At 43.7% G+C, this 22,604-nt stretch carries 24 protein-coding genes; 10 read left to right on the top strand and 14 right to left on the bottom strand.

All coding sequences use genetic code 11. The features are described from left to right. The first annotated feature begins 18 nt into the window (after positions 1-18). From LOR49_RS08400 to LOR49_RS08415, 4 genes are all read left to right on the top strand, one after another. Positions 19-669, top strand: a complete 651-nt coding sequence (locus LOR49_RS08400) for a cyclase family protein (protein ID WP_240375987.1) — start codon at positions 19-21, stop codon at positions 667-669. Positions 670-988: 319 nt separating this feature from the next. Then, a complete protein-coding gene (codB, locus tag LOR49_RS08405) occupies positions 989-2,266 on the top strand; it encodes a cytosine permease (RefSeq protein ID WP_240375989.1) in 1,278 nt (425 codons plus the stop codon). A gap of 3 nt (positions 2,267-2,269) precedes the next feature. Continuing rightward, positions 2,270-3,529: a cytosine deaminase gene (gene codA, locus LOR49_RS08410; RefSeq protein WP_240375991.1), complete on the top strand. Its 1,260-nt coding sequence runs from the start codon at positions 2,270-2,272 to the stop codon at positions 3,527-3,529. 390 nt (positions 3,530-3,919) lie between these two features. Next, positions 3,920-4,114 carry a YwbE family protein gene (locus LOR49_RS08415; protein WP_240375992.1) on the top strand — a complete coding sequence of 65 codons (195 nt, stop codon included), beginning with the start codon at positions 3,920-3,922 and terminating at the stop codon, positions 4,112-4,114. Positions 4,115-4,196: 82 nt separating this feature from the next. Here the strand turns inward: LOR49_RS08415 and LOR49_RS08420 are convergent, their stop codons facing one another. Continuing rightward, positions 4,197-4,391, bottom strand: a complete 195-nt coding sequence (locus LOR49_RS08420; RefSeq protein WP_240375993.1) for a helix-turn-helix transcriptional regulator — start codon at positions 4,389-4,391, stop codon at positions 4,197-4,199. Between the two features lie 6 nt (positions 4,392-4,397). Further along, positions 4,398-4,901 carry a DUF6773 family protein gene (locus tag LOR49_RS08425; protein ID WP_240375994.1) on the bottom strand — a complete coding sequence of 168 codons (504 nt, stop codon included), beginning with the start codon at positions 4,899-4,901 and terminating at the stop codon, positions 4,398-4,400. A gap of 163 nt (positions 4,902-5,064) precedes the next feature. On the opposite strand from LOR49_RS08425, the gene LOR49_RS08430 reads away from it, so the two are divergent. Continuing rightward, positions 5,065-6,153 (top strand): exonuclease domain-containing protein, encoded by a 1,089-nt coding sequence (locus LOR49_RS08430; protein ID WP_240375995.1) that lies wholly within the window; start codon positions 5,065-5,067, stop codon positions 6,151-6,153. Positions 6,154-6,190: 37 nt separating this feature from the next. Here the strand turns inward: LOR49_RS08430 and LOR49_RS08435 are convergent, their stop codons facing one another. From LOR49_RS08435 to LOR49_RS08445, 3 genes are all read right to left on the bottom strand, one after another. Beyond that, positions 6,191-7,387, bottom strand: a complete 1,197-nt coding sequence (locus LOR49_RS08435; protein ID WP_240375996.1) for an aminotransferase-like domain-containing protein — start codon at positions 7,385-7,387, stop codon at positions 6,191-6,193. Between the two features lie 124 nt (positions 7,388-7,511). Continuing rightward, the gene (locus LOR49_RS08440) at positions 7,512-8,000 is read right to left on the bottom strand and encodes a metallophosphoesterase family protein (RefSeq protein ID WP_240375997.1); all 489 of its coding nucleotides are present in this window, start codon (positions 7,998-8,000) and stop codon (positions 7,512-7,514) included. Between the two features lie 203 nt (positions 8,001-8,203). Continuing rightward, a complete protein-coding gene (locus tag LOR49_RS08445) occupies positions 8,204-8,353 on the bottom strand; it encodes a ribbon-helix-helix domain-containing protein (protein ID WP_240375998.1) in 150 nt (49 codons plus the stop codon). A gap of 86 nt (positions 8,354-8,439) precedes the next feature. Between LOR49_RS08445 and tnpB the strand changes: the two genes are divergently transcribed. Both tnpB and LOR49_RS08455 read left to right on the top strand, forming a co-directional pair. Further along, positions 8,440-9,612, top strand: a complete 1,173-nt coding sequence (gene tnpB / locus LOR49_RS08450) for an IS200/IS605 family element RNA-guided endonuclease TnpB (protein WP_240375999.1) — start codon at positions 8,440-8,442, stop codon at positions 9,610-9,612. 120 nt (positions 9,613-9,732) lie between these two features. Continuing rightward, the gene (locus tag LOR49_RS08455; RefSeq protein WP_240376000.1) at positions 9,733-10,419 is read left to right on the top strand and encodes a Crp/Fnr family transcriptional regulator; all 687 of its coding nucleotides are present in this window, start codon (positions 9,733-9,735) and stop codon (positions 10,417-10,419) included. Between the two features lie 362 nt (positions 10,420-10,781). Here LOR49_RS08455 and LOR49_RS08460 read toward each other — a convergent pair whose 3' ends face one another. Beyond that, complete coding sequence (locus LOR49_RS08460) at positions 10,782-11,243, bottom strand: flavodoxin (protein ID WP_240376002.1); 462 nt, start codon at positions 11,241-11,243, stop codon at positions 10,782-10,784. Positions 11,244-11,417: 174 nt separating this feature from the next. Here LOR49_RS08460 and LOR49_RS08465 point away from each other — a divergent pair, with 174 nt between their 5' ends. The 3 genes from LOR49_RS08465 (at position 11,418) to LOR49_RS08475 (ending at position 13,585) form a co-directional block, all read left to right on the top strand. Then, the gene (locus LOR49_RS08465; RefSeq protein ID WP_240376003.1) at positions 11,418-11,915 is read left to right on the top strand and encodes a hypothetical protein; all 498 of its coding nucleotides are present in this window, start codon (positions 11,418-11,420) and stop codon (positions 11,913-11,915) included. Positions 11,916-11,943: 28 nt separating this feature from the next. Continuing rightward, positions 11,944-12,759, top strand: a complete 816-nt coding sequence (locus LOR49_RS08470) for a prenyltransferase (protein WP_240376004.1) — start codon at positions 11,944-11,946, stop codon at positions 12,757-12,759. Between the two features lie 199 nt (positions 12,760-12,958). Next, positions 12,959-13,585: a flavodoxin family protein gene (locus LOR49_RS08475; protein WP_275899574.1), complete on the top strand. Its 627-nt coding sequence runs from the start codon at positions 12,959-12,961 to the stop codon at positions 13,583-13,585. A 316-nt stretch (positions 13,586-13,901) separates the two neighbouring features. On the opposite strand, the gene LOR49_RS08480 is transcribed toward LOR49_RS08475, so the two are convergent. The 8 genes from LOR49_RS08480 to efeB all read right to left on the bottom strand — a co-directional run bounded on the left by LOR49_RS08480 (position 13,902) and on the right by efeB (position 22,602). Then, complete coding sequence (locus LOR49_RS08480; RefSeq protein ID WP_240376006.1) at positions 13,902-14,474, bottom strand: cysteine dioxygenase family protein; 573 nt, start codon at positions 14,472-14,474, stop codon at positions 13,902-13,904. A 19-nt stretch (positions 14,475-14,493) separates the two neighbouring features. Continuing rightward, complete coding sequence (locus LOR49_RS08485) at positions 14,494-15,261, bottom strand: enoyl-CoA hydratase/isomerase family protein (protein ID WP_240376008.1); 768 nt, start codon at positions 15,259-15,261, stop codon at positions 14,494-14,496. Positions 15,262-15,355: 94 nt separating this feature from the next. Continuing rightward, a complete protein-coding gene (locus LOR49_RS08490) occupies positions 15,356-16,885 on the bottom strand; it encodes an acyl-CoA carboxylase subunit beta (RefSeq protein ID WP_240376009.1) in 1,530 nt (509 codons plus the stop codon). Further along, entirely contained in the window at positions 16,857-17,807 is a 951-nt protein-coding gene (locus LOR49_RS08495) for a hydroxymethylglutaryl-CoA lyase (protein WP_240376010.1), read from the bottom strand. The genes LOR49_RS08490 and LOR49_RS08495 overlap by 29 nt, the downstream gene beginning before the upstream one ends. Positions 17,808-17,836: 29 nt before the next feature. Next, positions 17,837-18,049 (bottom strand): acetyl-CoA carboxylase biotin carboxyl carrier protein subunit, encoded by a 213-nt coding sequence (locus LOR49_RS08500; RefSeq protein WP_240376011.1) that lies wholly within the window; start codon positions 18,047-18,049, stop codon positions 17,837-17,839. 219 nt (positions 18,050-18,268) lie between these two features. Then, complete coding sequence (locus LOR49_RS08505) at positions 18,269-19,420, bottom strand: acyl-CoA dehydrogenase family protein (protein ID WP_240376012.1); 1,152 nt, start codon at positions 19,418-19,420, stop codon at positions 18,269-18,271. Positions 19,421-19,557: 137 nt separating this feature from the next. After that, positions 19,558-21,312, bottom strand: coding sequence for an FTR1 family iron permease (locus LOR49_RS08510; RefSeq protein WP_240376013.1), 1,755 nt, complete (start codon positions 21,310-21,312; stop codon positions 19,558-19,560). Between the two features lie 15 nt (positions 21,313-21,327). After that, the gene (gene efeB, locus LOR49_RS08515; RefSeq protein WP_240376014.1) at positions 21,328-22,602 is read right to left on the bottom strand and encodes an iron uptake transporter deferrochelatase/peroxidase subunit; all 1,275 of its coding nucleotides are present in this window, start codon (positions 22,600-22,602) and stop codon (positions 21,328-21,330) included. Between the last annotated feature and the right edge of the window lie 2 nt (positions 22,603-22,604).

The following is a 22,604-nucleotide window of genomic DNA, read 5'->3' on the forward strand; positions in this document are numbered from 1 at the left end:
AAAAGGAGAGCGGTACGCATGCCATTTACAAAAATAGTAGACCTTTCCATTCCACTAACGAGTGACACTATTGTCTATCCCGGAGACCCGGAACCTGATATTTCACAGGCCGCCTCTATTGAAATAGACGGATACAATGTCAGCAAACTCATTATTGGATCTCATACTGGTACCCACGTTGATGCCCCGTACCATATTAATCCAACGGGGCACCGAATTGATGAATCACCTTTAGAGCAATTTATCGGGGAAGGGGTGCTGATCGATGTCACACATAAAGCACCGGAGTCAGGGATTTCCTTTAAGGATGTAGAAACATATTTACCACTGTTGCATGCAGGGAAAATAGCTCTTTTCCACACAGGCTGGTCTCAGCACCTTGGTACGAAACACTATTATAATCATCCCTACATTACAAAGGAGGTAGTAGAAGCGTTCTTGAAGCGGGGCATTCGTACTTTTTTTATCGACGCTTTAAACATTGACCCACCAGATGGGAGTTCATTTGCTGCCCACGACGCCATTACGAAAGCGAATGGCATCATTGGAGAGAACTTTACTAATTTTGCTGAAATCGACTTTGACAAACCGCTCATCATCGCTCTTCCTTTAAAGCTAACAGGTTTGGATGGTTCACCTGTTCGCGCAATAGCGGCCAAAACTAAATAAAGGGTCTAACGTCACAGATGGCCCTTAACTGAAAATAGTTCCAAATATTCAAAATAGTATGTTGACAAATCTAATGTAAGCGCTTTATAATGAAATCAACAATTTGAATACTGAATACTTTCTCTAGGGTTCCGTTCTATCACTTCAGATGAAGTCTGGTCCGAGGGGGAATGTTATGACACTTGGAAGGAAAAGTCCGGTGAAGAATATTTATTCTTGCCGGGCTTTTCCTTTTTCTAAGGGGGTGAAATCTAATTTCTGTTGCAGTGGCTATTTGGTTCACCTTTATTCAGAATAATCAAAATAAGGAGGAGTTACTATGGGTTTGAAAGATAAAGAGTTTTCTTTGGAACCTGTCCCTCAGTCGCACCGTAATGGTTTTTGGAAAATGCTGGTCGTCATGCTTGGTTTGACGTTTTTTTCCGCTAGTATGTGGTCAGGAGGAACACTTGGCGTTGGTTTAACCTTCACGCAATTCATCTTGGTCGTATTGGCCGGAAATCTTGTGCTTGGCCTATATACAGGCTCACTTGCATATATCGCTGCCAAAACAGGCCTTTCCACCCATCTGCTCGCCCGCTACGCTTTCGGCGAAAAAGGTTCTTATCTTTCCTCGTTTATGTTAGGCGCGACTCAAGTCGGCTGGTTCGGAGTCGGCGCTGCCATGTTTGCCCTACCCGTTCAAATTGTGACCGGCATCAATGAATACGCTCTTATCTTTATAAGCGGAATACTCATGACGGCCACTGCCTACTTTGGAATGCAAGCTTTAGCGATTCTCAGCTTTATTGCCGTTCCTTCCATTGCAATTTTAGGCAGCTTCTCTGTATTCAAGGCAACGGATAACGTCGGTGGCTTTCAAGGCCTTATTGATTATCAGCCTGCTGAATTTATGGGACTGGCTGCAGCTGTAACTGTCTGTATCGGTTCATTTATCAGTGCAGGCACCTTAACCCCTGACTTCACCCGTTTCGCAAAAAACAAAACATCAGGTGTGGTAACAACACTCATCGCCTTTTTTATCGGTAACTCCCTTATGTTTGTCTTCGGTGCAATAGGGGCTATTTCCACCGGTGAATCAGACATTTCAGAGGTAATGTTTACACAAGGTTTAATTATCCCCGCGATTATCGTATTAGGTTTTAACATTTGGACGACAAATGATAATGCCCTTTACGCCTCCAGCCTCGGCTTTTCCAACATCACGAAAATCTCTAAAAACAAAATTGTTATTTTTAACGGGCTTATCGGAACTGTGTTTGCGATGTGGCTCTATAACAACTTTACAGGTTGGTTGGACTTCTTAGGTACCTTCCTGCCACCAATTGGCGCGATTATTTTGGCAGACTTTTTCATTGTCAATAAGAGAGCCTACAAAGCATACCAAGCGATGCAGTTTAAAGCAGTCCGCTGGTCGGCGCTTTCCGCTTGGGCTATTGGAATCCTAGCCGCCCATTTTATACCGGGGATTGCGCCAATTAATGCCTTAATTGCATCAGCCCTCTCATACGTTATCATTGTAAAAATAACAGAACGTAACACAAAAATACCGGAAGAGGTACACCCTCCTACTACAGAAAAAGATAAGGTGATGTAAAAAATGATCATTACGAATGCCAAGCTTCCACAAACAGAGCAATTGGTAGATATTTATATGGAAGACGGTATAATCGAAAAAATAACAACAGCGGGTAAAACTAATAGAGATAATACACTGGATGCAGACGGGAGATTAGTGCTTCCGCCATTTGTCGATCCACATATTCATCTCGACTCCACATTAACAGCCGGACAGCCAAAATGGAATAAAAGCGGCACCTTATTTGAAGGAATTGAGAGATGGTCCGAACGCCGTCAGTTACTGACAAAGAAGGACGTGAAGGAACGTGCAAAAAGAGCGCTGGAAATGGAAATTTCATATGGCGTCCAACATGTACGAACTCATGTGGATACGACAGATCCTGAACTAACGGGGCTTCACGCTTTATTAGAGCTAAAAGAAGAACTTGCTTCTTGTATCGACTTACAACTAGTTGCGTTCCCGCAAGAAGGTATTCTTTCTTCGGAGCAGGGGCAAGATCTTTTAGAAGAGGCACTTCGGTTAGGTGCTGACGGTGTAGGTGGGATTCCGCATTTTGAGTATACGCGGGAGTACGGTGTTGAATCAGTAAAAATTGCCTTTCAATTAGCCGAAAAGTACGATCGTTTTGTGGATATTCATTGTGACGAAACGGATGACGAGCAGTCTCGCTTTATCGAAGTAGTGGCCGCTGAAGCATTGCGAACAGGCTTAGGAAAGCGCGTCACGGCAAGCCACACAACCGCTATGCATTCGTATAACAATGCCTATACAGCTAAACTTTTTAAACTACTGGAAAAAGCGGACATGAACATAATCGCGAATCCTTTAATAAACATCCACTTGCAGGGTCGTTTTGACTCTTACCCAAAACGACGAGGAATTACGAGAGTAAAAGAGCTGATGGAGTCTGGTATTAACGTAGCATTTGGCCATGATAATATCTTTGATCCGTGGTACCCGTTAGGAACGGGGAACATGCTGCAAGTCCTTCATATGGGCGTGCATATTTGTCAATTGCTCGGCTATGATGAGATTAGCAAATCCTTCGATTTAATTACAACAAATAGTGCGCGTACCTTGAATATAGAGGATAATTACGGGATTACAGAAGGTAAACCTGCCAATCTTATTATCCTCGATGCGGGCGACGAATTCGAGACACTACGCCGCCAAGCCGCCGTCGTGTATTCAATCCGCCGCGGAGAAATCATCTCCGAAACAACACCAAGTAAATCCTCTATCATACTAAGAAAAGAGGACGAAAGCAGTTCACACTAGTTTCTATTTTATAAGAAGAGGCAGGGTCAAATCTAAAAATGGTTATTGAAAAGTCGAACAACGTGATGAAAGTATATTCTACGTGTAGTCAAAATCCTGTGGGAACAGCATGAGCCGAAGACTATCTAACCAAGGCGATGGAACAAAGGCTAAGATCGCCACGTCCTGTGGCAACGCCTTTGTGACCCACATCCTGTTGGCCCGAGGCCGTGACCGCGGAAAGCGAAGTATGTTGACGGAACGACATTAGCTTACTGCCTTAACCAAATAATCCGACCGTACTGTATTCAACCGTTCGGATTATAAGTATGGTAAAATGTTGTACAGATCTTCTGTCGAGAGTCTGAACAAAACACGGAAAATCAAACTCATATAGAGGGGAATATCTTCATGAATGGTCAAAAACGAGAACGTATCCGCCCCGGTATTACAGTAGACATCGTACTAAAACAAGACCAACGTTCCGGGAAATTAACGCGCGGTGTTGTAAAAGACTTGTTAACAAAATCCGCTCATCACCCACATGGCATTAAGGTAAGATTAGAAGACGGAAACGTAGGACGAATCAAACACATCGTGGAATAATTAATAAAGCAAGGCGCAGGGCTCGTTAAAATGTACCCTATAGAGTAGACAGTTAAAAAAAGTCTGCCTATAGGGTGCTTTTTTATTCCTCCCAGAAGAGGTCATCCAATGTTTTGGAGAGCGTTTTGCAAATAGCTACACAGAGCTTAAGGCTAGGGTTATACTTCCCTAATTCAATCAGCCCAATCGTCTGCCTCGACACGCCGACATGCTTCGCTAACTCTTCTTGAGACAAATCTTTCTCGACTCGTGCTGTTTTTAATTTTAAATTTTTCATGCGTCCTCACCACGTCTCATCGCAGTCGTCCAGCTCTTTTTTCATGGCTTTATCGCTCTGCCTCTTGGCCGTATAATAACTAATCCCCATTACTGCTGCCAGAAACGGTACATAGATCAAAAGAGCTACCCCAAAAACCGAAATAAAATAATAGAAGGACTGCCGTGTGCCATCCGCATACATGACCGCACTATGAATTCCCATGTAGAGCGCCATTCCGACTCCAAGGAAAAGGCCAATCAAGAGCTGCTTTTTCCACATTGGTATTTTCTTCTTCCGGTCATGCATCTCCACCTCTGCCGAGAACAATCCCAATTGTGAGGAGCGAACACTGTAATAAATACCTTGCGCAATCAGAATGACAAATTCTGTGGCCACGTTACGGAACTCCACTCCGTAAAGGATAAACTTTATTACTGCTGAAGCTGTTACTACCGCGAATACAACCCAATACATTTCACGGTAGATTTGATTCTGCATGTTTGTAACCCTTTCATCTCTTTCTTTCATTTTTTCTCCCCCAGTCTTCCTTTTTCCTGTTGTTATGTCCATTATACAAAATAGTTAACTTTTTGCAATATATATGTTGCATTTTAACAAATAAATTTAACACTAGCGGACCGACATTCTTTTCCTGTAAAATGGAATTAATCATATAATGGAGGAATTTGTTATGGATTCCATAATCGAGCGTTTTCATCTTTTAAACTCTGAAATTGACATATACAAGCGTCTGCAGGATATAGATAAAGTGGTGGAGCTGTGTGAAAAAGGGATGAAAGAACTGCCCGCCGTGATCAGCCGCTTCCAAGACGATGTCCCCCGCTTCATCCCGTGTCGCGATGTACTCATTCAATCATTTGCGATGCTTGACCAGTTTAAAAAAGCACGGGATGTGGTGCTTCGCGCTTACCAGGCTGGGGCTTATACGGCTGCGCAAAATCAAGCAGTACTTACACGTATTGATGAAATGGAACGGGCACACAACTGTCTAATGGCATGTGTTGCTGACAATCCCGGCATTTCCAAAGACCTTGTTCAGCAGCGGCTCCGTTGTGAACCGAAAGCATTGACGTGGTATATACATAACAGCCAAACAATCCGTAGAGAAACCGATTTTACCGGCGTCGAACGTCTGTGGCTCGCTCATGAACAGGATGCGAATTTATATCAAGGCAAGAAAGTGGCTATTGTCGACGTGGAGACAACCGGCCTCTCTAAAACAAGAGATGAGATCGTTGAAATCGGAGCGTTACTTGTCCGTGTCCACGAAAAGAGCGGGGCTGTTATGGAGGTGATGGAGGAAGCGAATGAACTGAACGAGCCGACTTTTTCCATTCCTGAACGTGTATCGAGAATTCACGGTATCCGGGATCACGACGTTCGCGGGAAGTCACTCGATCGTCCGCGTTTTGAACGTATTTTCTCAGAGTCAGACTTGATTACCGCACATAATGCTGGATTTGACAGCAGCTTTATTCAGCGTTATTTCCCACGTACGAAGCAAATCCCCTGGCATTGCTCAGTACGTGGTATTGACTGGAAACAATACGGGTTTCAAACGAGGAAATTACTTGATCTCTGCCGCTGGCACCGTATCAGTGATGAACAAAATCACCGTGCCCTGGACGATGTAAAACTAACACTTGCCCTATTGCAGAAAAAGAATCCGAAGGGGGATTATTACTTAAAAGAATTGCTACGGCATCCCTTTTACGTACCGGACAAGACGCACAAAGAGCATGTTATCAGTGAAACGTGAAAAAAGCTTCCCGTCTTTGGGAAGCTTTTTTCTCGCTTTATTCTGCTGCGCCGACTGAGGGCTGGCTCATTACTTCCACGAGCCGCTCCATTCCTTTTTCAATTAATTCCGGCTCGGCATTTGTAAAGTTGAGACGCATCGTATTCTGGGCGGGCTCGGTGACATAGAATGGCGCACCTGGCACGAATGCGACTCCGTTATCCACCGCATGGTTTAACAACTCGGTCGTATTTACATGTTCGGGCATGGCTACCCAGAAGAACATGCCGCCTTTTGGCATTTTGTAGCGAATCGGAAGCGCATCCCCGCCGCGATCAAAAATATCCTTCATCACATGCATTCTTTCTTTATATGCTTTGCGGAGCGTCCGAATGTGCTCGTCCAAATCCATCTCATTCAATAAGTGAACGAGCGCATGCTGAGCAAGCGAATTCGTGTGCAGATCGGTCGCCTGCTTCGCTTGGGCCATCATACGAATTATTTGGTAAGGGCCGGTAATCCAGCCTGTCCGCATCGCCGGCACGACCGTTTTTGAAAAGGTGCTCGTGTACAGGACGTATTGATTATCGTCCAAGGAGGCGATCGGTACGACTGTTTCTTCTTCTTCAAACTGAATATCACCGTAAGGATCGTCCTCGAAAATAAGGGTATGATATTTTTCAGCCAAACGCAATAAATGTTTACGACGTTCGAGCGACCACACTTTTCCGTCTGGATTCGAGTACGTCGGCACGACATAAATGCACTTTGGCTTCAGTTTTTGGATTTTTTCTTCTAAATCTTCTTTCAGCATGCCTTCTTCATCCGACTCGACGGGTACGATATTCACCTCGTAGGACTGGAACACTTGAAGTGCTGCCAGGTACGTAGGATTTTCCGTTAAAACGATGTCCCCCTCATCAAACATCACCCGCGCAAATAAATCAATGGCTTGCTGCGATCCAGAGGTAATCAATATATTGTCCGGACTGCGGTGAATATTTTTCTCGGCCATCCGCGCCGCAAGCTGTTCACGTAATGCAGGCACCCCTTCCGTTTCCCCATATTGAAAAACTTTAGGATTAGAGGACAGCGCCTTGTTGAAAGCCGTTTTCATCTCTTCAACTGGGAAGAGCTTCTCATCAGGAAGTCCTCCAGCAAATGAAATAACATCCCCTCTGTTAACTACTTTCAAAATATCCCGCACTGCTGATGACTGCATATGATTCACACGATTGGCAAACCCGTACTTCATCTTTATTTCCCCACCTAACTATTTCACACAAAATTTTGATAGATTGATTATAACATATTTTAGAGAATTATAGGGTACGAGCGAGCTAAAAGCATGTTTTTGACCGTTTTTCACGTGATATGGACTATTTTTGAAAGAAAACATGCCGAGCCTGCATTTCTTCGCCCAGATGAAGGATACCGAATGAATAGTGAGGCAGCTTTCGTTTTGCTGTCGGTGACCCTGGATTAAACAACATCGTTTTTCCTTTATAACGAAGCAACGGTAAGTGAGAATGCCCGAAAATAATGATATCTAGGGGTTCTGTAAATGCCTCTACTGCACGTTGTTCGGTTGTTTTTTTATTCCCGTGACCGTGAACAATGCCTATTTTCCAACCATTTACTTCCATTATTCTTTTTTCCGGTAAAAGGCTTTTCATTTCTTCACCATCAACATTTCCAAACACCCCGGTTACTTCCCCGTACTTCTTTAATTCTGCATACACAAAGGTACTCTGCCAATCACCTGCATGGATAATGACATCCGCCGTCTGTAATTCTTCAATCAAGCGAGACGGTAGTTTCTGCTCTCGTTTTCGCATATGTGTATCTGCTATCACAACTGCTTTCATCGTCTCCCTCCTTTACACTTGAGTTGGAGTCTATGTCCTTTGTCCCTTATTTTATCCTCTCTAACCTACATTCCCTTAGATGGCATTATACCTCGATGTTTTTTATCTGAAATAGGCGAGAAAACCCCCCATCTTCAAGGAATGTGAAGGGCGAAGTCCAATGAGTAAGTGGGGGATGAATCGCCTTCGGACAAGGGATAGCTTCAGCTATCTCGATTGTCCGACTGTTCGAGAGCGTATTGAATGAGGTAGATAATTGTTTGGGTACGAGTCGTAAAACCCTTTTTTTCTTTAAAATCATCAATTCGTTTCAATAGTTCTTTTGGATAACGCATATTTAAAACCTGTGACATTTTAGACCTCCTATGTTGTGTATTAAAATAACATATAGTATAATTATTGTATATTAAAATAATACATGAAAGGGAGGTGAAAATCAATGTTAGCAAAAAAAGCGTACAAATTCCGCATCTATCCAAACAAAAAACAAATTGAACTGATTAACAAAACGATTGGATGTTCTCGCTTTGTATACAATTATTTTGTCGGAAAACAAAAAGAGAAAGATGCGTATTGGTATATCGTGAATGAAATGGTGCAGAATGGTCAACTTACTGAAAACAGTTGGAAGAGTGAATTCTTTAATAAAAATCAATCCATTAAGGCGGTTCGTGAACTAAAGAAGCACTATTCCTTTTTAAAAGAAGTTGATAGTATCGCCCTACAAAAATCCGTTGAAATTGTAAATGATTCTTACACTCGATATTATAAAAAACAAAATGGTGAACCACATTTTAAATCAAAAAAGAATCCTATTCAATCCTATACAACAAAGTGTGTAAACGGGAATATTGGTGTTTTGGATAAGCATATTAAATTACCAAAACTCGGTCTTGTTTGTTTTGCTAAAAGTCGTGAAGTGGAAGGGCGTATCATGAATGCAACGATTCGACGTAACCCTTCGGGTAAATACTTCATTTCAATTTTAGCTGAAACAGAAGTTGAACCATTAAAAAAGACAGGTTCATCCATCGGGATTGATGTAGGATTGAAAGACTTTGCCACGCTTTCAAATGGAACGGTATATGCTAACCCAAAATTCTTTCGTACATTAGAAGAAAAATTAGCAAAAGCTCAACGTATCCTTTCAAGACGACAAATAGGCTCTTCTAATTGGAACAAGCAAAAAATAAAAGTGGCTCGCCTTCACGAAAAAATTTCAAACGCAAGAAAAGATATGTTAGATAAAATCTCTACCGATATTGTCAAAAACCACGACATCATTGGGATTGAAGATTTGTCTATTAAACATATGTTAAAAAATCATAATCTTGCAAAGGCGATTAGTGAAGTCGCATGGTCAGAGTTTAGAACAATGCTCGAATATAAAGCGAAATGGTACGGAAAACAAGTCGTGACCGTAGCTAAGAATTTTGCTTCAAGTCAGTTGTGTTCGAATTGTGGTCACAAGCATAAAGACGTTAAAAATCTTGCTTTGCGTGAATGGGAATGTCCTATGTGCAAAACGCATCACCAAAGAGATATTAACGCAAGTATGAATCTTCGTAACGAGGCATTACGATTAACCGCAGGAACTGCGGGGATAGCCTAATCCATAACTAACCGTTAGGTTGGTGTTCTTAGGAATCCCCCACTTCAATCAGACCGTAAGGTCGATAAGTGGTGGGTAGTTCAAAATAATTGTAATAGACAAAAACAGGAGGCGTTCCGATTGTCCAAAGACCATCAGCTTAAGACGAATTGTATCCAGCTGGTCCCTATTTTCCAAAATTTGGATAAAGAAGAGATGGTGCGAATTGCTGCTCTCAGTCATGTGAAAGATTTTCAAAAAGGAGAAATGGTCTTCCACGCCGGCGATGAAGAGGAATTTCTTTATATCGTTCATAAAGGGAAAGTAAAAGTCACCCATCTAACGGATAACGGAAAAGAACAACTTCTCCGAATCCTTGAGTCAGGTGATTTCATGGGAGAATTATCTTTATTTGCGAAAAACATTCACGATAGTTACGCACAAGCCTCCTCTGCTGCTGAAATTTGCGTGATTCCTCGGCGTACTTTTCAGGACGTTCTTATCAAGCATCCTGAAACAGCAATGAAGGTGTTGGAAGAAGTCAGTCGCCGCCTGAGTCAGACTGAAAGATTAATTACTCAATTCAGTTCACAGGACACAGAACACCGTGTCGCTTATTATTTACTGGAAACAGCGGAAGAACAGAAGACGACTAACCTTACCCTGCCAATGAGCAAAAAGGATATTGCCTCTTATCTCGGGACGACCCAAGAAACACTCAGTCGTAAGCTGACCGATTTCCAAAAACAAGGCTGGATTGAACAACACGGCCACCGGCGCATTCGCCTGCTGGACAAAATTTCATTACGGCAAATTACAAATACATGATAGGCGCTATGGAATCCTGAAAACAGTGAAACGGAGAAACCACGACATCATAGTACTTGTATGAGGCCTTGAAAACAACGATTTGTTAAAAAAACGACCTCATAGGGGTACTATGGAGTCGTGAAAACGTATAGTCAGGAAAATAGCAGCACTATAGCACGTGTATGAGGTTCTAAAAGCCGCGAATCATTATAATAACAACGTCATAGAACCCGTATGCAGTTGTTAAAACAGCAAACACCCGAAATAACAGCTTCAAAACGGTTCTATGATGTTGTGAAAACGGAGACCAGCAAAATAGCAACATTAAGATTCCAACGATGCTGAAAAAAGCGAACTCTCAAGGAAGGGTTCGCTTTTAACTAGTTTTTTATTTTGTCAGCTGCAATAAAATGAAGTACGTTCTCTGCAAATTTCAAGCACTTCTCCTTCTGATCTTCATCATGAGGAGAAAGTTCCACCTTCAAGACAGGCTCCATGATTTTACCACCTTGCTCTTGAACCCGTTCTTCAAATAAAACAGCCGCATTACAAAAATCCACATACAACGTATCACCGCTTCCGAAACAAGCAAAATTTTTCCCTGTCAAATCCATATTTTCCAGTTCCTCGTAAAAATCTTCCGCCTCAAATGGGATGTCGCCGTCATCATACGTATACGAACCGAGAAGGATATAATCATAGTCTTCTATAATCTCCGCTTCGGTATTGTCCATCATATACACATCTGCTTCGGCGGCTGTGTTTAACGTGCTTGCTAATATATCCTTAATTTCTTCTGTGTTTCCGGTCATACTTGCGTACACGATACATATGTTTCCCATTCCCTCCGCCTCACTTTCTTTCCATTTTTACTCATCTCCATTATGTGTAATCCCCCCGACCCTTTCCTTGACGTACGTCAAAAAACGAAAGATTTTTATTTGACGCATGTCAAGGTATATTCACCCGCTTCTTCTTATAATAAAGATAGCAGCCCAGCAAAGGGGGAATGGTTCGTGAGATTACTTATTTTTCAACTTATACTTTTTATTCATATATTTCTTGGCATAACATGGGTGGGAGGGGTGATGTTTGTCGGATGGGGAGTGTTCCCTGCTATTTCTAGCCTGACATTTTCCGAACAACGAAATGTCCTCGCAACCGTCATGAAGAAAGCGCACCCATTATTTATCTTGGCTGGAATTGGTGTGATAGTAAGTGGCCTCGTTCTTGGGACTATACTAGGCCCACTTCATCAGTGGGGCGATATTTGGAATACTTTATACGGGAAGCGTTGGGCTGTTGCCTTTATTACTGCCAGTCTTTCATTAATTTGGGGAGCTTCTATCAGTTTCAAAAGTATGATGGCTGTTTTAGCAAATAATACCCTGTGGCAACTTGCCGATAAAGGGATTACTACCCCATTAAATAGATCGCTGCGCTTTGCTAAATTTCTTGCCTCATTCGAAGTCGCGGGTTTTATCGTGGTAATCATGGTAATGGTCCTATTGTGACGACCAATTACGAAAGGAGGTCATCATTATGAGCCAACCACACGCTAACACATTTGTATATCGTTATTCTTGGATCCGCCTTATTCGGCCACTCACTTTCACGGGTTCTATTATGCCTGTTCTAGCTGCTACTGGGCTGGCTTTTCGAAAAGGATCTATCGATTTTGTAAATTTTGCTGCTTTTCTATGTGCCCTCTTGCTCATTCAAGCAGCTGTCAATATATTTAACGACTACTATGATTTTCTGCATGGTCAGGATGCCGAAAAATGGCTTGTACAATCAGCGAACGAACAAACCCACGGCCTAGCGCCGGCTACTGTACGAAATACAGCGTTGTTATTACTTGTAGCAGCAGCCACGATCGGTATTTGGCTCGCATGGCAAACTGGTTGGTGGATATTGGGGGCTGGAGCTGTCGGCGTACTGGCAGGTTACTGTTACTCTGCAGGTGCTCCCTTGTCAGCTCTCGGCCTTGGGGAAGGAACAGCTGCCCTTTTCCTTGGCATTGTTCCGTTTTCCCTCGCTTATATCGTGCAGGGACTTGTCCCCAACCTACAAATTTTGTTTGTTTCGCTTCCTTTTGCGGTACTGATCGCCACGATGATTCTTACAAATAACATAAGAGACATTGATAAGGATCTTCCCTTTCGAAGCACCTTACCAATCAAGATTGGAAAAAGAAACGCTATTATACTATTAATGGTGCTGTTAACCCTATCTTATCTGCTTATTTTTATCATGATCGCTGGGGGTATACTTCCTCTCCTTACCTTGATAACGATTCTTGCCGTGCCCCTCGCTGTACGACTTGTTTATTTTTTTTCGCAAAGAGAATTCCCGTGATGAAGAGATGCGAGCAATGAAATGGGTCGCCTTACACCATTGGACATTCGGCTTCCTGCTCACTATTGGAATTTGGCTTTCTCGCTTATGGATGTAATTGTCCTGATGAACCAAAGGAAGTTATGAAAATATCGTTTATCCGATCACAATTTCCGGGAATGAGGAAATTAATATTGAAACAAGGAGGCTATTAGTCATTATGGCTGGGATTAAAGCGTTATTTTTAAACACGTCACTGAAAGCATCTTCGGATACGTCCAATACAAGTGCCCTCCTCCAAAAAGCCGGGGAGTGGCTGCAGAAAGAAAATGTGTCCGTTGAAGAAGTGCGGATTGCTGACTACGAGATAAAGCCGGGGATCGAGCCGGATATGGGAAGCGGAGATGAGTGGCCCTCTATCCTGGATAAGGTGAAACAGGCAGATATCATCGTGATTGGAACGCCGATCTGGTTGGGCGAGTTAAGTAGTATCGCCAAGCGAGTGATCGAACGTCTCAGTGCCTCAAGCGATGAAACAAATGAGAAAGATCAAAGCATTTACTACAACAAAGTAGCCGGCGTTGTCATCACTGGAAATGAAGACGGCGCAAAAGATTCAGCCCGTTCGATTTTGTATGCCCTCCAGCACATTGGATTCATGATCCCGCCAAATGCCGACACGTACTGGGTCGGGGAGGCTGGGCCTGGTCCTTCTTATATTGAGGCCGGGCAAGACAGCGAGTTCACAAAGAAAAACACGAGAACGATGGCGTATAATTTAGCGCACTTTGCCCGCATGCTAAAAGATCACCCGATCCCGGCAGAAGGTAACACCGTAAACAGCTAACGGAACAAATAAAAGAAACACATCCTCTCTGTTCAACCAGATGGGATGTGTTTGCTATAATGACGTCGCTGTTTCGCGGATCAACCATTTTCATGACTTCATTGAACGGCTATGACGTCGTTATTGTCGAGGGGAACACTTTTCACGACTTCATTCACCCCTTATGACGTCACTATTTTTGCGGTTTTGTATCTTCACGACGCCGTACGATCATTATGATGTCGCTGTTTTGGCACTTTCTTCCTTTCACAACTTCATACGACTTCTATGAGGTTGTTATTTCTGCATTCTCTGTCGTTATCAGCGAAGCCAACAATCAGCTTATAAGCGGCCTACTGTCCCAAGGGGTGATCACTGCTTTTTTCTCCCCGTTTTCTTCTTCATATACATAACGTGTTAATTCCCCTACATTGCCGCCATAGATGTGAACGGCAACACACGGGATGTCAGAAGCGCAGCTTACTTCGTGGATATCCTGGTCGGAACTGCAACATACTTTTACATCCCCCGATCCCAGGTGGTATTCTCCAGTTTGTTCAAGTCGATGCGTATGCTTCTGATACTGGATTTCGCGTTCGCTTCCTTCGACAATTCCGATCACACCCCATACTCCGTGATCATGAATAGGAGTCGACTGACCGACATCCCAGACAGCAACAGAGATTGAAAAGTTATCAGTGTCCGAAACAAATAAAGGATAAAGTACATATTTATCAGGGTTGGCGCGTTTGTATGACACTGGTATCTCGTGTGGATATTTTTTTATAAATGCGGCTAAGCGATTCGATACTTGTTCTGTGATGGATTTTTCTTCTTCATACTCTTTGATAATTTCGTTGACCTCTTTAATAAGCGTTGCTAATCCGGGATAGTTTTCTGCTGTAATCACCGCTCCCACCCTTTCGCCGTTACTTTTTCTTCAGCCGTTCCAGGTAACCTGCAAACCGCTCTTGGAAATCCCCTGTTACTATGGAGTCTCTTGTCAAATCAGGTGGTGATCCCGCTTTCTGCCCGTTAGTGAGGCTCTTTATCGTACCTGTCGTATGTTCAGGCACACGGGTGATGGCGTCTGCTACTTGACATGCGTACTCCGTCAGGCTTTCCTCCGCGACCTTTTCTTGAATGATTCCTAACTGAAGTGCTCTATTTGCATCGATCAGCTGATTCGTCAGTGCTAAAAAACGGGCCTGCGCGGGACCAATTTCATCCATAAGACGCTGCGTACCGAGGACTACTCCGAACTGGGGTCCTGGAAAACGAAAAGAGGCTCTCGTTGCACCAATTCGTATATCGCAAGCTAAAGCAAGATCCGCCCCGGCACCGAACGCATAACCATCCACCGCGGCAATGGTCGGGAACGGACAGTGAATCAACCATTCAAAAAATTCCGCCAGCTCAAAGAAAAAATTTCCCGCCTGTTCATTCGATAATCCCCGAACATAAGATACATGAATTCCGGCGCAGAACGCTTTCTTAGCAGTGCTTGTAATAACCAAAGCTTTTATATCAGAAGCATCCATTACATTCTGATAAGCTTCCCTCAGCTCCGCTAGTAACCTATCATCCATTGCATTTAGTTTATTAGGATTGTTTAGTGTTAAAACGGCTACTTTCTCCCTTTTTTCTAATAAAATATAAGAAAAATTAAAATCATCCCAAAGCGTATTAGCGTTCACGTTAGCCTCCCATGAAAGATTCAAAAACTTCTATTAAATATACGCTCATTTTAGTATTGATTACTGATCATGTCAAAAATGTCTTCTTCACATTCTAAACAGGGTAAACAGCATGCTTTCTCTCGGAAAATTTCATGTATTTACTTTTATATACAGCAAGACGGTTTATGAGCTCTTGCCGTAGGTCATTGCCGTTTACTATATCATCGATCACCATTTCCGAAGCGAGCCGGTAAATATTGATGTTTTCTTTATATTCGCGACGCTTTTCTTCAACAAAAGCTTGTCTTTTGTCCTCTGGGAGAGCAGCAATCTTGTTGGCGTACACAGCGTTGACTGCTGCTTCCGGCCCCATTACGGCTATCTGTGCACTTGGAAGCGCAAGACAGCAGTCCGGTTCAAAAGCAGGCCCCGCCATCGCATAAAGCCCAGCCCCATATGCCTTACGAACAATAACCGATAACTTTGGCACGGTGGCTTCAGACATCGCGGCAATCATTTTTGCACCATGCCGGATAATGCCAGCTCTTTCAACGTGGGTGCCGATCATAAATCCAGGTATGTCTGCTAAAAAAAGCAGCGGAATATGGAAGGCATCGCACAGCGTAATAAAACGGGCTGCTTTGTCAGCAGAATCAGGAAATAACACGCCGCCCTTTACTTTCGGCTGATTGGCAATAACTCCGATTGCTTGTCCGTTTAGTCTCGCAAAACCAGTAATTAACTCTGGGGCAAACAATTCCTTCATTTCAAAAAAGCTATTATTATCTATAATTCTTTCAATAAGCTGGTACATATTAAAAGGAACATTTTGATTGTGTGGGAGGATTTCTTCTACGGATGTTTCAAAAGCTGCCGGTTCATGAGCAGTCGATTCGGGAGGCTGTTTCTTATAGTTCAGTGGCATATACGACAAATAAGAACGTGCTTTCTCAATTGCAGATGTCTCATCACTTACGAGGATATCCCCACACCCCGATACCGAACAATGCATGTCAGCTCCGCCCATTTCTTCAAGAGACACTTTTTCCCCAATTACCATCTCTGCCATCCGCGGTGAACCTAAATACATAGAAGAGTTGCCCTTCACCATGATGACCACGTCACAAAAAGCCGGGATATAAGCACCACCTGCAGCCGAGGGGCCAAATAAGATACACACTTGTGGAATTCGCCCGGATAACTTTACTTCATTGTAAAAAATTCGACCTGCACCGCGCCTCCCGGGAAACATTTCCACCTGGTCTGTGATGCGGGCGCCCGCGGAATCAACAAGATATAGAAGTGGAACATTTAATTTTTCTGCGGTTTCCTGGATACGAATGATTTTCTCTACCGTCCTCGCTCCCCAAGATCCTGCTTTAACTGTAGAATCATTTGCCATAAAACAGACCGTGCGACCGTTCACTTTCCCTGTCCCGGTAATGACTCCGTCAGCCGGCAGCCCTTCCGCGTCTTCATTCGCAAATTTCCCGTCCTCGAACTCTATGCCGTTGTCTAAAAGAAGGGCTAAGCGATCGCGCACAAATAATTTTCCCTTCTCTTTGTTTTTCTCGTGATACTTAAAGTGACCACCTTTTTCAATTTGTGTCACTCTATCTTTTAGTTCCTTTTCCCAACTCATAAGTAGAACCCCCGTTTTCCTTAAGCTTTGTTCTTTCAACCTGAAGCACTTTGCTGGCTAAAGGTTTTCCTATTTTCCGCTCGATAAACAAAGCCGCATCAAAAACAGATTTTTCATCCACGTCCGTCTGAATTCCCATGCTGTGAACTAAATATAAAAGTTCTTCCGTAGCAATGTTACCGGAGGCACCTGGTGCATAAGGGCAACCGCCAATCCCGCCACATGAGCTGTCAAGCTTAGCAATTCCCATCTGCAAGGAAGCAAAACAGTTTGCAGATGCTACCCCGCGTGTATCGTGAAAATGCATCGCGATTTTTTCCGAAGGGATGCTGTTCAATACGACGGCAAGCATTTCTCGAACCTGCTGTGGGCCTGCAACACCGATTGTATCCCCTAGCGACAATTCGTCTACTCCCATCTCGAGGAGCTTATAAAGAGACTTTTCTACTTGTTGAATTTCTACCTTTCCTTCATAGGGACAGCCAAAAACCATCGAGAGGTATCCTCTGACTGTCTTACCGGCTGCCTTCCCTTCTTTGACAATTTCCCTTAATAAGGGATACGTCTCGTCTATTGATTTATTTATATTTTTACGGTTATGCGTTTCCGTGGCAGACATGAAAACGGAAATTTCATCGACATCGGCTGCAAGCGCCTCCGAAAGTCCTTGAAGGTTCGGTACCAGCGCCGCGTACGTCACCCCTTTTTTCCGACGGATTCCCCGCGCTACGGTCCGTGCGTCTGCAAGTGCGGGGACCCATTTCGGCGATACAAAAGAGGTAATCTCTACATATGAAAGCCCACTGTCTGCTAAACGATTAATCCAGTCTATTTTATCTTCTGTCGTTAACCGAACGTTCTCATTCTGGAGACCGTCGCGTGGTCCCACTTCTCTGATCCGCACCCGGTCAGGCAGCTGCACGTTCATATCTCCCCTTTTATCAATGTTCACTATCGTAACTTGATTAAGATATCGCCGCTGTTAACGAATTCTCCTTGTTTTTTTACTACTTCGGCAACGAACCCATTTTGCTCAGCGGTTATGGGGATCTCCATTTTCATAGATTCCAAAATGGCCACCTCGTCATCTGCATGTACCTCATCACCCTCGTTTACGAGCATCTTCCAGATAACACCAGCAATCGGAGCCGGTATATGACTCATCAGACTGCCTCCTTTTGTATTAAGCTATTTTAAAATGACTCGCGGGGTAGTATTCTCATTTCTGGACGGCTAGCACGAATATTGCGGTCTCCCCTCAAGTATGGATACCTGCGACTGAAGTATGGATTCGGAAACTTCATGGATGGATACCTGCACCCGCAGTATGGATTCCACCTCTTCAAGTATGGATATCTGCACACGAAGTATGGATTCCGCCCTTTATAAACTGTCACAACCAATCTGCCTGGCGATGACGAGTCTTTGAATCTCCGATGTTCCTTCACCGATTTCCATTAATTTCGCATCGCGAAGCATCCGTTCTACTCCATACTCCCTCATGTATCCGTACCCACCGTGTATCTGGATCGCTTGATTACACGTACGCGTTGCCATTTCAGAAGCAAAAAGCTTTGCATAGGCCGATTCTTTCGTAAAAGGCTTACGGTTATCCTTTAGCCAAGCCGCTTTTAATACCATGTTGAGAGCTAGCTCTATTTCCATCGCCATGTCGGCGAGTTTAAATTGTATCGCTTGGAAATTAACAATGCGTTTCCCGAACTGTTTTCTTTCTTGAGCATATCTTTTCGCTTTTTCATAAGCTCCCTCTGCAATACCGATAGCAAGCGCCGCAATCGAAATCCTCCCGCCATCAAGCGTAAAAAGAAATTGCTTGAAACCGGATTTCGGATCACCGAGTAGATTTTCCGCAGGCACTCTGACATTTTCTAAGATAAGCTCACACGTATTGGAAGCACGCACCCCCATTTTGTCGTAGGGGTTTCTTATGGTGAAACCTTTCGCGTCTGTCGGAACAATAAGCGCCGAAATAATGTTTTTCCCTTGACTGTCCCTTCCTGTCACAGCAGTAACAATGACCGTCTTTGAGTACTGAGCATTCGTTGTCCAGCATTTTTCACCATTTATGACATAATGACCGTCTTTTAAAATCGCTTTTGTCTCGGTTCCACCAGCGTCCGAGCCAGCATTCGGTTCCGTTAGGGCGAATGCACCGAGCGTTTCTCCCGAGGTAATCGGGACGAGGTATTTTTCCTTTTGTGCTTCTGTTCCGTAATAATAGATCGGACTTGCACCGAGCGAAACAGCCGCAGCATAGCTTAATCCTGTGCCGCCGCATGCCCTGCCTATTTCTTTGACTGCCAGCATATAAGAAATGTTATCAGCGCCAGCACCACCGTATTTTTCAGGGAATGGTATGCCAAGGAGTCCCATTTCCCCCATTTTATGAAACGTCTCCTCTGGAAAATGGGCGCTACGGTCCAGCTCTTGAGCTTTTGGTGCGACTTCCTGTTGCGCAAAGTCTCGTACCATATCACGGACCATTGTTTGTTCATTCGTCAACTCAAAATTCACTCTCTATCACCTCGGCTCGTCTCTTTAAGATGCAGCACAGAACGTGTCTTATTCATTTATATTCCTGACAAGTAGTTTCTAGCACTTCTAACATGCAAAAAGAGCAGCTAGAACCTATATCGTTCTAGCTGCTCTTTCTAGTTTGCACTCCCAGATTCAGAGACTTGTAGCTGCTTGTTCGTTCTCTTATACCAACCAGCTGCCAAAAGCACAATGAGGAGCAAAAACAGCTGCGGTAGAATGGTTTCGAGAGTCGGGAAAAAGCCGATTGCATTAATAATAGGCAGCTGTTGTACCTGGGTCGTGCTGATATGTTTGGTTAACTGGAGTGCATGAATGCTTACTCCAAGAATTTTAAATGCTAAAAGGTAAATAAGTACGGTCGCAATTTTAAAGAAAGGCGCAATAGCAATTTTTGTGCTGTAGCGAATAAACAAAAAGGCAAAGATGCCTAATAGCCCGATCGCAACTAAAATCCCGAGAAGGAGTTTCGCTGTACTGATGGAAGGTGCCATCCCTGCGTAAAAAATGATCGTCTCGGCTCCTTCTCGAAATATCGATAAGAAGCTGACAAATGACATCGCCACGATGCTTCCAGTAGATAAAGCTGTTCCCATTTGTTTTTGGATGTAATGGTTCCATGCCTTCATATTTGACTTCTGATGAAGCCAAACGCCGACACCAAGCATCATCACCACTGCCACAAGCCCGGTCACTCCTTCGATCGCTTCCCGATTCGCTCCGGCTGTTGCAAGCGAGAACACCTTGCTGATGACAACCGCAGCTGCCACACTCATTAAGACACCAACTGCCGCCCCCACCCATATCCACTTCTGTTGTTCAAGGGCGTTTGCTTTTCGCAAAAACGCAATCAAAGCGGCGACGATCAGCAATGCTTCCAAGCCTTCACGAAGCATTACTAAGGCAGCGTCCCAAACAGAATAAGACGTTTTCTCTTGCAGGAGTTCAAGCGATTGTTTGTATTTACTGAGTTGACTCTTCTGTTCTTCCATATTCGTTCCCGAGGAGGATAATTTACCAGCAATAACAGGGATCTCACTTTCAAGCTCTGTATACAAGCTGCCGTTTTTTGTCCGGACTTCCCCTTCTACAGATGGCCAGACTGTCAAAAATTCCTGCAATACAGGAACCGCCGCCTCAGGGTTTTGTTCACCGATATCCTGCTCTGCTTTGTCCAACAAATCAATCAAGGTTGCGAGCGAGTAGTCTTGATTATCAGTTTTCACTTCTTTACCAGCAAGAAAAGACGCAACTGCGTCAGCAAGAGTCTGGTGAATGGTTGCTATTTGAGTATAGTCCTTTTCTTCCTGACTCAGGCCCATTCGTAAAAAACCCATTTGTGTTTCAATTTGTCCATAATGAGGGATACTCTGGGCGCGTACTATGCTTTCTTTCTTATTCCATGCTGCCAAAAACTGATCATAGGTGCTTTCGATTTCTGAAGCGTTCTCACTCTCAATCGCCGTTTTCATTTTTTCGAGAATAGGAGTGAGAGCAGTCTTTACTTCTTGGCGCTGGGCTTCTTCATCGACAGGATTTTGTTCCTTTTCAAATGCGACCAGTGCGTGTGAGACAGCTGACAAGTTATCAAGCATTGTTTCTTTTTCATGATCTGCTAAAACTTGCTGTATGTTCGCTAATGCTTTATCCACCTTCGCCGCCTCACTGCTGTCCTTCTTGTCTACTTGTTTCCAATCTTCCTGTAATTGTGTAACTAGGCCATCCACTGCCTGCCAGTCTTCAGCTTTAGTCTTCATCATCGCGTCACCGACAGAGATAAACAAATTTTGGTAATCTTCTTCAGCAGCTGCGAATTGCAAAGGAGACAGGAAGTAAAGTAAAAAACAGAGCACAATCCCAACTTTCTTCATTTTCTATCCTCTCCTTTACTGAAACAATTCCGCCCCTAAGTAACTGCCCTTTTTCACCCCGGGAAAGCAAGCAAACAGAGCACTGCCCCGATGCGTGATGTACTCATTTAGTTTATCTTCCTTTCCGAAACTGTTTTGAATGTTGATAAACTGTTTCGGATGCTTTTGAAAAGATAAGAACAGAAGCCCTGCATCGAAAGCTCCCGTCTTTGGGTTAATGCCGTCTGAATAGGAAAAAGAGCGCCGCAAAATGCGGTCTTTCACTTGCTTAGCTAGAAAAACATGGGAGTCTTCCGGTACGACTAACTCATCGTTTTCTTTTCGGTCAAGCTCCATCGCTTCGAATTCCCCTGTCTTCCCAAGCGGGGCACCGCTGTCACGGTGACGGCCAAACGTTGCTTCTTGTTCTTGTAAAGCAGTACGATCCCAGGTTTCCAAATGCATCTGAATCCGTCGGGCAACCAGATAGGTACCGCCCGCAAGCCAGCCTTTTGATTCGCCCGGCTGGATCCAGACGACATCATTCATGTCCTGCGGCTTATCCACGTGTGGATTTTCCGTTCCGTCTTTAAAAGCGAATAAATTACGCGGCGTTTCTTTTTTCTTGTTCTTACTTTTGGGGTAGGAATTAAAACCGGTCTGCGCCCAAAGCATTGTAACTTTACCGCGGGCCGAACGAATCAAATTACGAACAGCATGGAAAGCGACCTGGGGATCATCCGCACATGACTGAATACAAATATCGCCGCCGACATATTGTGGATCCAGTTGATCCATAGGAAAATGTGGTAAGTCTTTTAATTCCTTTGGCTTTTTATGCGCAAGTCCGTATGCTTCGTTCTCAAACAAACTGGGACCAACCCCAAAGGTGAGCGTCAAATGAGAGGCATCCAATCCTTTCGCTTCCCCTGTATCTGCAGGCGGCATTAACTTATTGTCGCTGAGTGGCTCTACAAAACGTCCATTCATTAATTCTGCACTTTGATTTGTCCATAATTGAAACATTTCTTTTAATTCTTGTTTTGTCTTTGCTTTACATTTTAATGAAACGAAATAAACATGCTCGGGAATTGGTGTTGCAATCCCAGATTGATGACCTCCGTAGAATTTGATTTTATTGACAGCCGTATCGTCATCATCGACAAACGGATTCGCTCCAAACGCGTTTAAAATACCAGGAAGCCCAGAGGCACCGATCACAATGCCGGCGCTTCCGATCCCCGTAATTTTCAACATTTCCCGACGAGAAATTTTCTTACCTAACATATTTTTTTCATTTTGTTCGCTCATTT

It is taken from the genome of Bacillus piscicola (genome assembly GCF_022458745.1).
GTDB classification, from domain to species: domain Bacteria; phylum Bacillota; class Bacilli; order Bacillales; family Marinococcaceae; genus Alteribacillus_A; species Alteribacillus_A piscicola.

What these genes read in the sequence shown, in the direction of transcription:
- LOR49_RS08400 (WP_240375987.1), top strand. Translation starts at nt 19, where the DNA reads ATGCCATTTACAAAAATAGTAGACCTTTCCATTCCACTAACGAGTGAC.
- codB (WP_240375989.1), top strand. Translation starts at nt 989, where the DNA reads ATGGGTTTGAAAGATAAAGAGTTTTCTTTGGAACCTGTCCCTCAGTCG.
- codA (WP_240375991.1), top strand. Translation starts at nt 2,270, where the DNA reads ATGATCATTACGAATGCCAAGCTTCCACAAACAGAGCAATTGGTAGAT.
- LOR49_RS08415 (WP_240375992.1), top strand. Translation starts at nt 3,920, where the DNA reads ATGAATGGTCAAAAACGAGAACGTATCCGCCCCGGTATTACAGTAGAC.
- LOR49_RS08420 (WP_240375993.1), bottom strand. Translation starts at nt 4,391, where the DNA reads ATGAAAAATTTAAAATTAAAAACAGCACGAGTCGAGAAAGATTTGTCT.
- LOR49_RS08425 (WP_240375994.1), bottom strand. Translation starts at nt 4,901, where the DNA reads ATGAAAGAAAGAGATGAAAGGGTTACAAACATGCAGAATCAAATCTAC.
- LOR49_RS08430 (WP_240375995.1), top strand. Translation starts at nt 5,065, where the DNA reads ATGGATTCCATAATCGAGCGTTTTCATCTTTTAAACTCTGAAATTGAC.
- LOR49_RS08435 (WP_240375996.1), bottom strand. Translation starts at nt 7,387, where the DNA reads ATGAAGTACGGGTTTGCCAATCGTGTGAATCATATGCAGTCATCAGCA.
- LOR49_RS08440 (WP_240375997.1), bottom strand. Translation starts at nt 8,000, where the DNA reads ATGAAAGCAGTTGTGATAGCAGATACACATATGCGAAAACGAGAGCAG.
- LOR49_RS08445 (WP_240375998.1), bottom strand. Translation starts at nt 8,353, where the DNA reads ATGTCACAGGTTTTAAATATGCGTTATCCAAAAGAACTATTGAAACGA.
- tnpB (WP_240375999.1), top strand. Translation starts at nt 8,440, where the DNA reads ATGTTAGCAAAAAAAGCGTACAAATTCCGCATCTATCCAAACAAAAAA.
- LOR49_RS08460 (WP_240376002.1), bottom strand. Translation starts at nt 11,243, where the DNA reads ATGGGAAACATATGTATCGTGTACGCAAGTATGACCGGAAACACAGAA.
- LOR49_RS08470 (WP_240376004.1), top strand. Translation starts at nt 11,944, where the DNA reads ATGAGCCAACCACACGCTAACACATTTGTATATCGTTATTCTTGGATC.
- LOR49_RS08475 (WP_275899574.1), top strand. Translation starts at nt 12,959, where the DNA reads ATGGCTGGGATTAAAGCGTTATTTTTAAACACGTCACTGAAAGCATCT.
- LOR49_RS08490 (WP_240376009.1), bottom strand. Translation starts at nt 16,885, where the DNA reads ATGAGTTGGGAAAAGGAACTAAAAGATAGAGTGACACAAATTGAAAAA.
- LOR49_RS08500 (WP_240376011.1), bottom strand. Translation starts at nt 18,049, where the DNA reads ATGAGTCATATACCGGCTCCGATTGCTGGTGTTATCTGGAAGATGCTC.
- LOR49_RS08510 (WP_240376013.1), bottom strand. Translation starts at nt 21,312, where the DNA reads ATGAAGAAAGTTGGGATTGTGCTCTGTTTTTTACTTTACTTCCTGTCT.
- efeB (WP_240376014.1), bottom strand. Translation starts at nt 22,602, where the DNA reads ATGAGCGAACAAAATGAAAAAAATATGTTAGGTAAGAAAATTTCTCGT.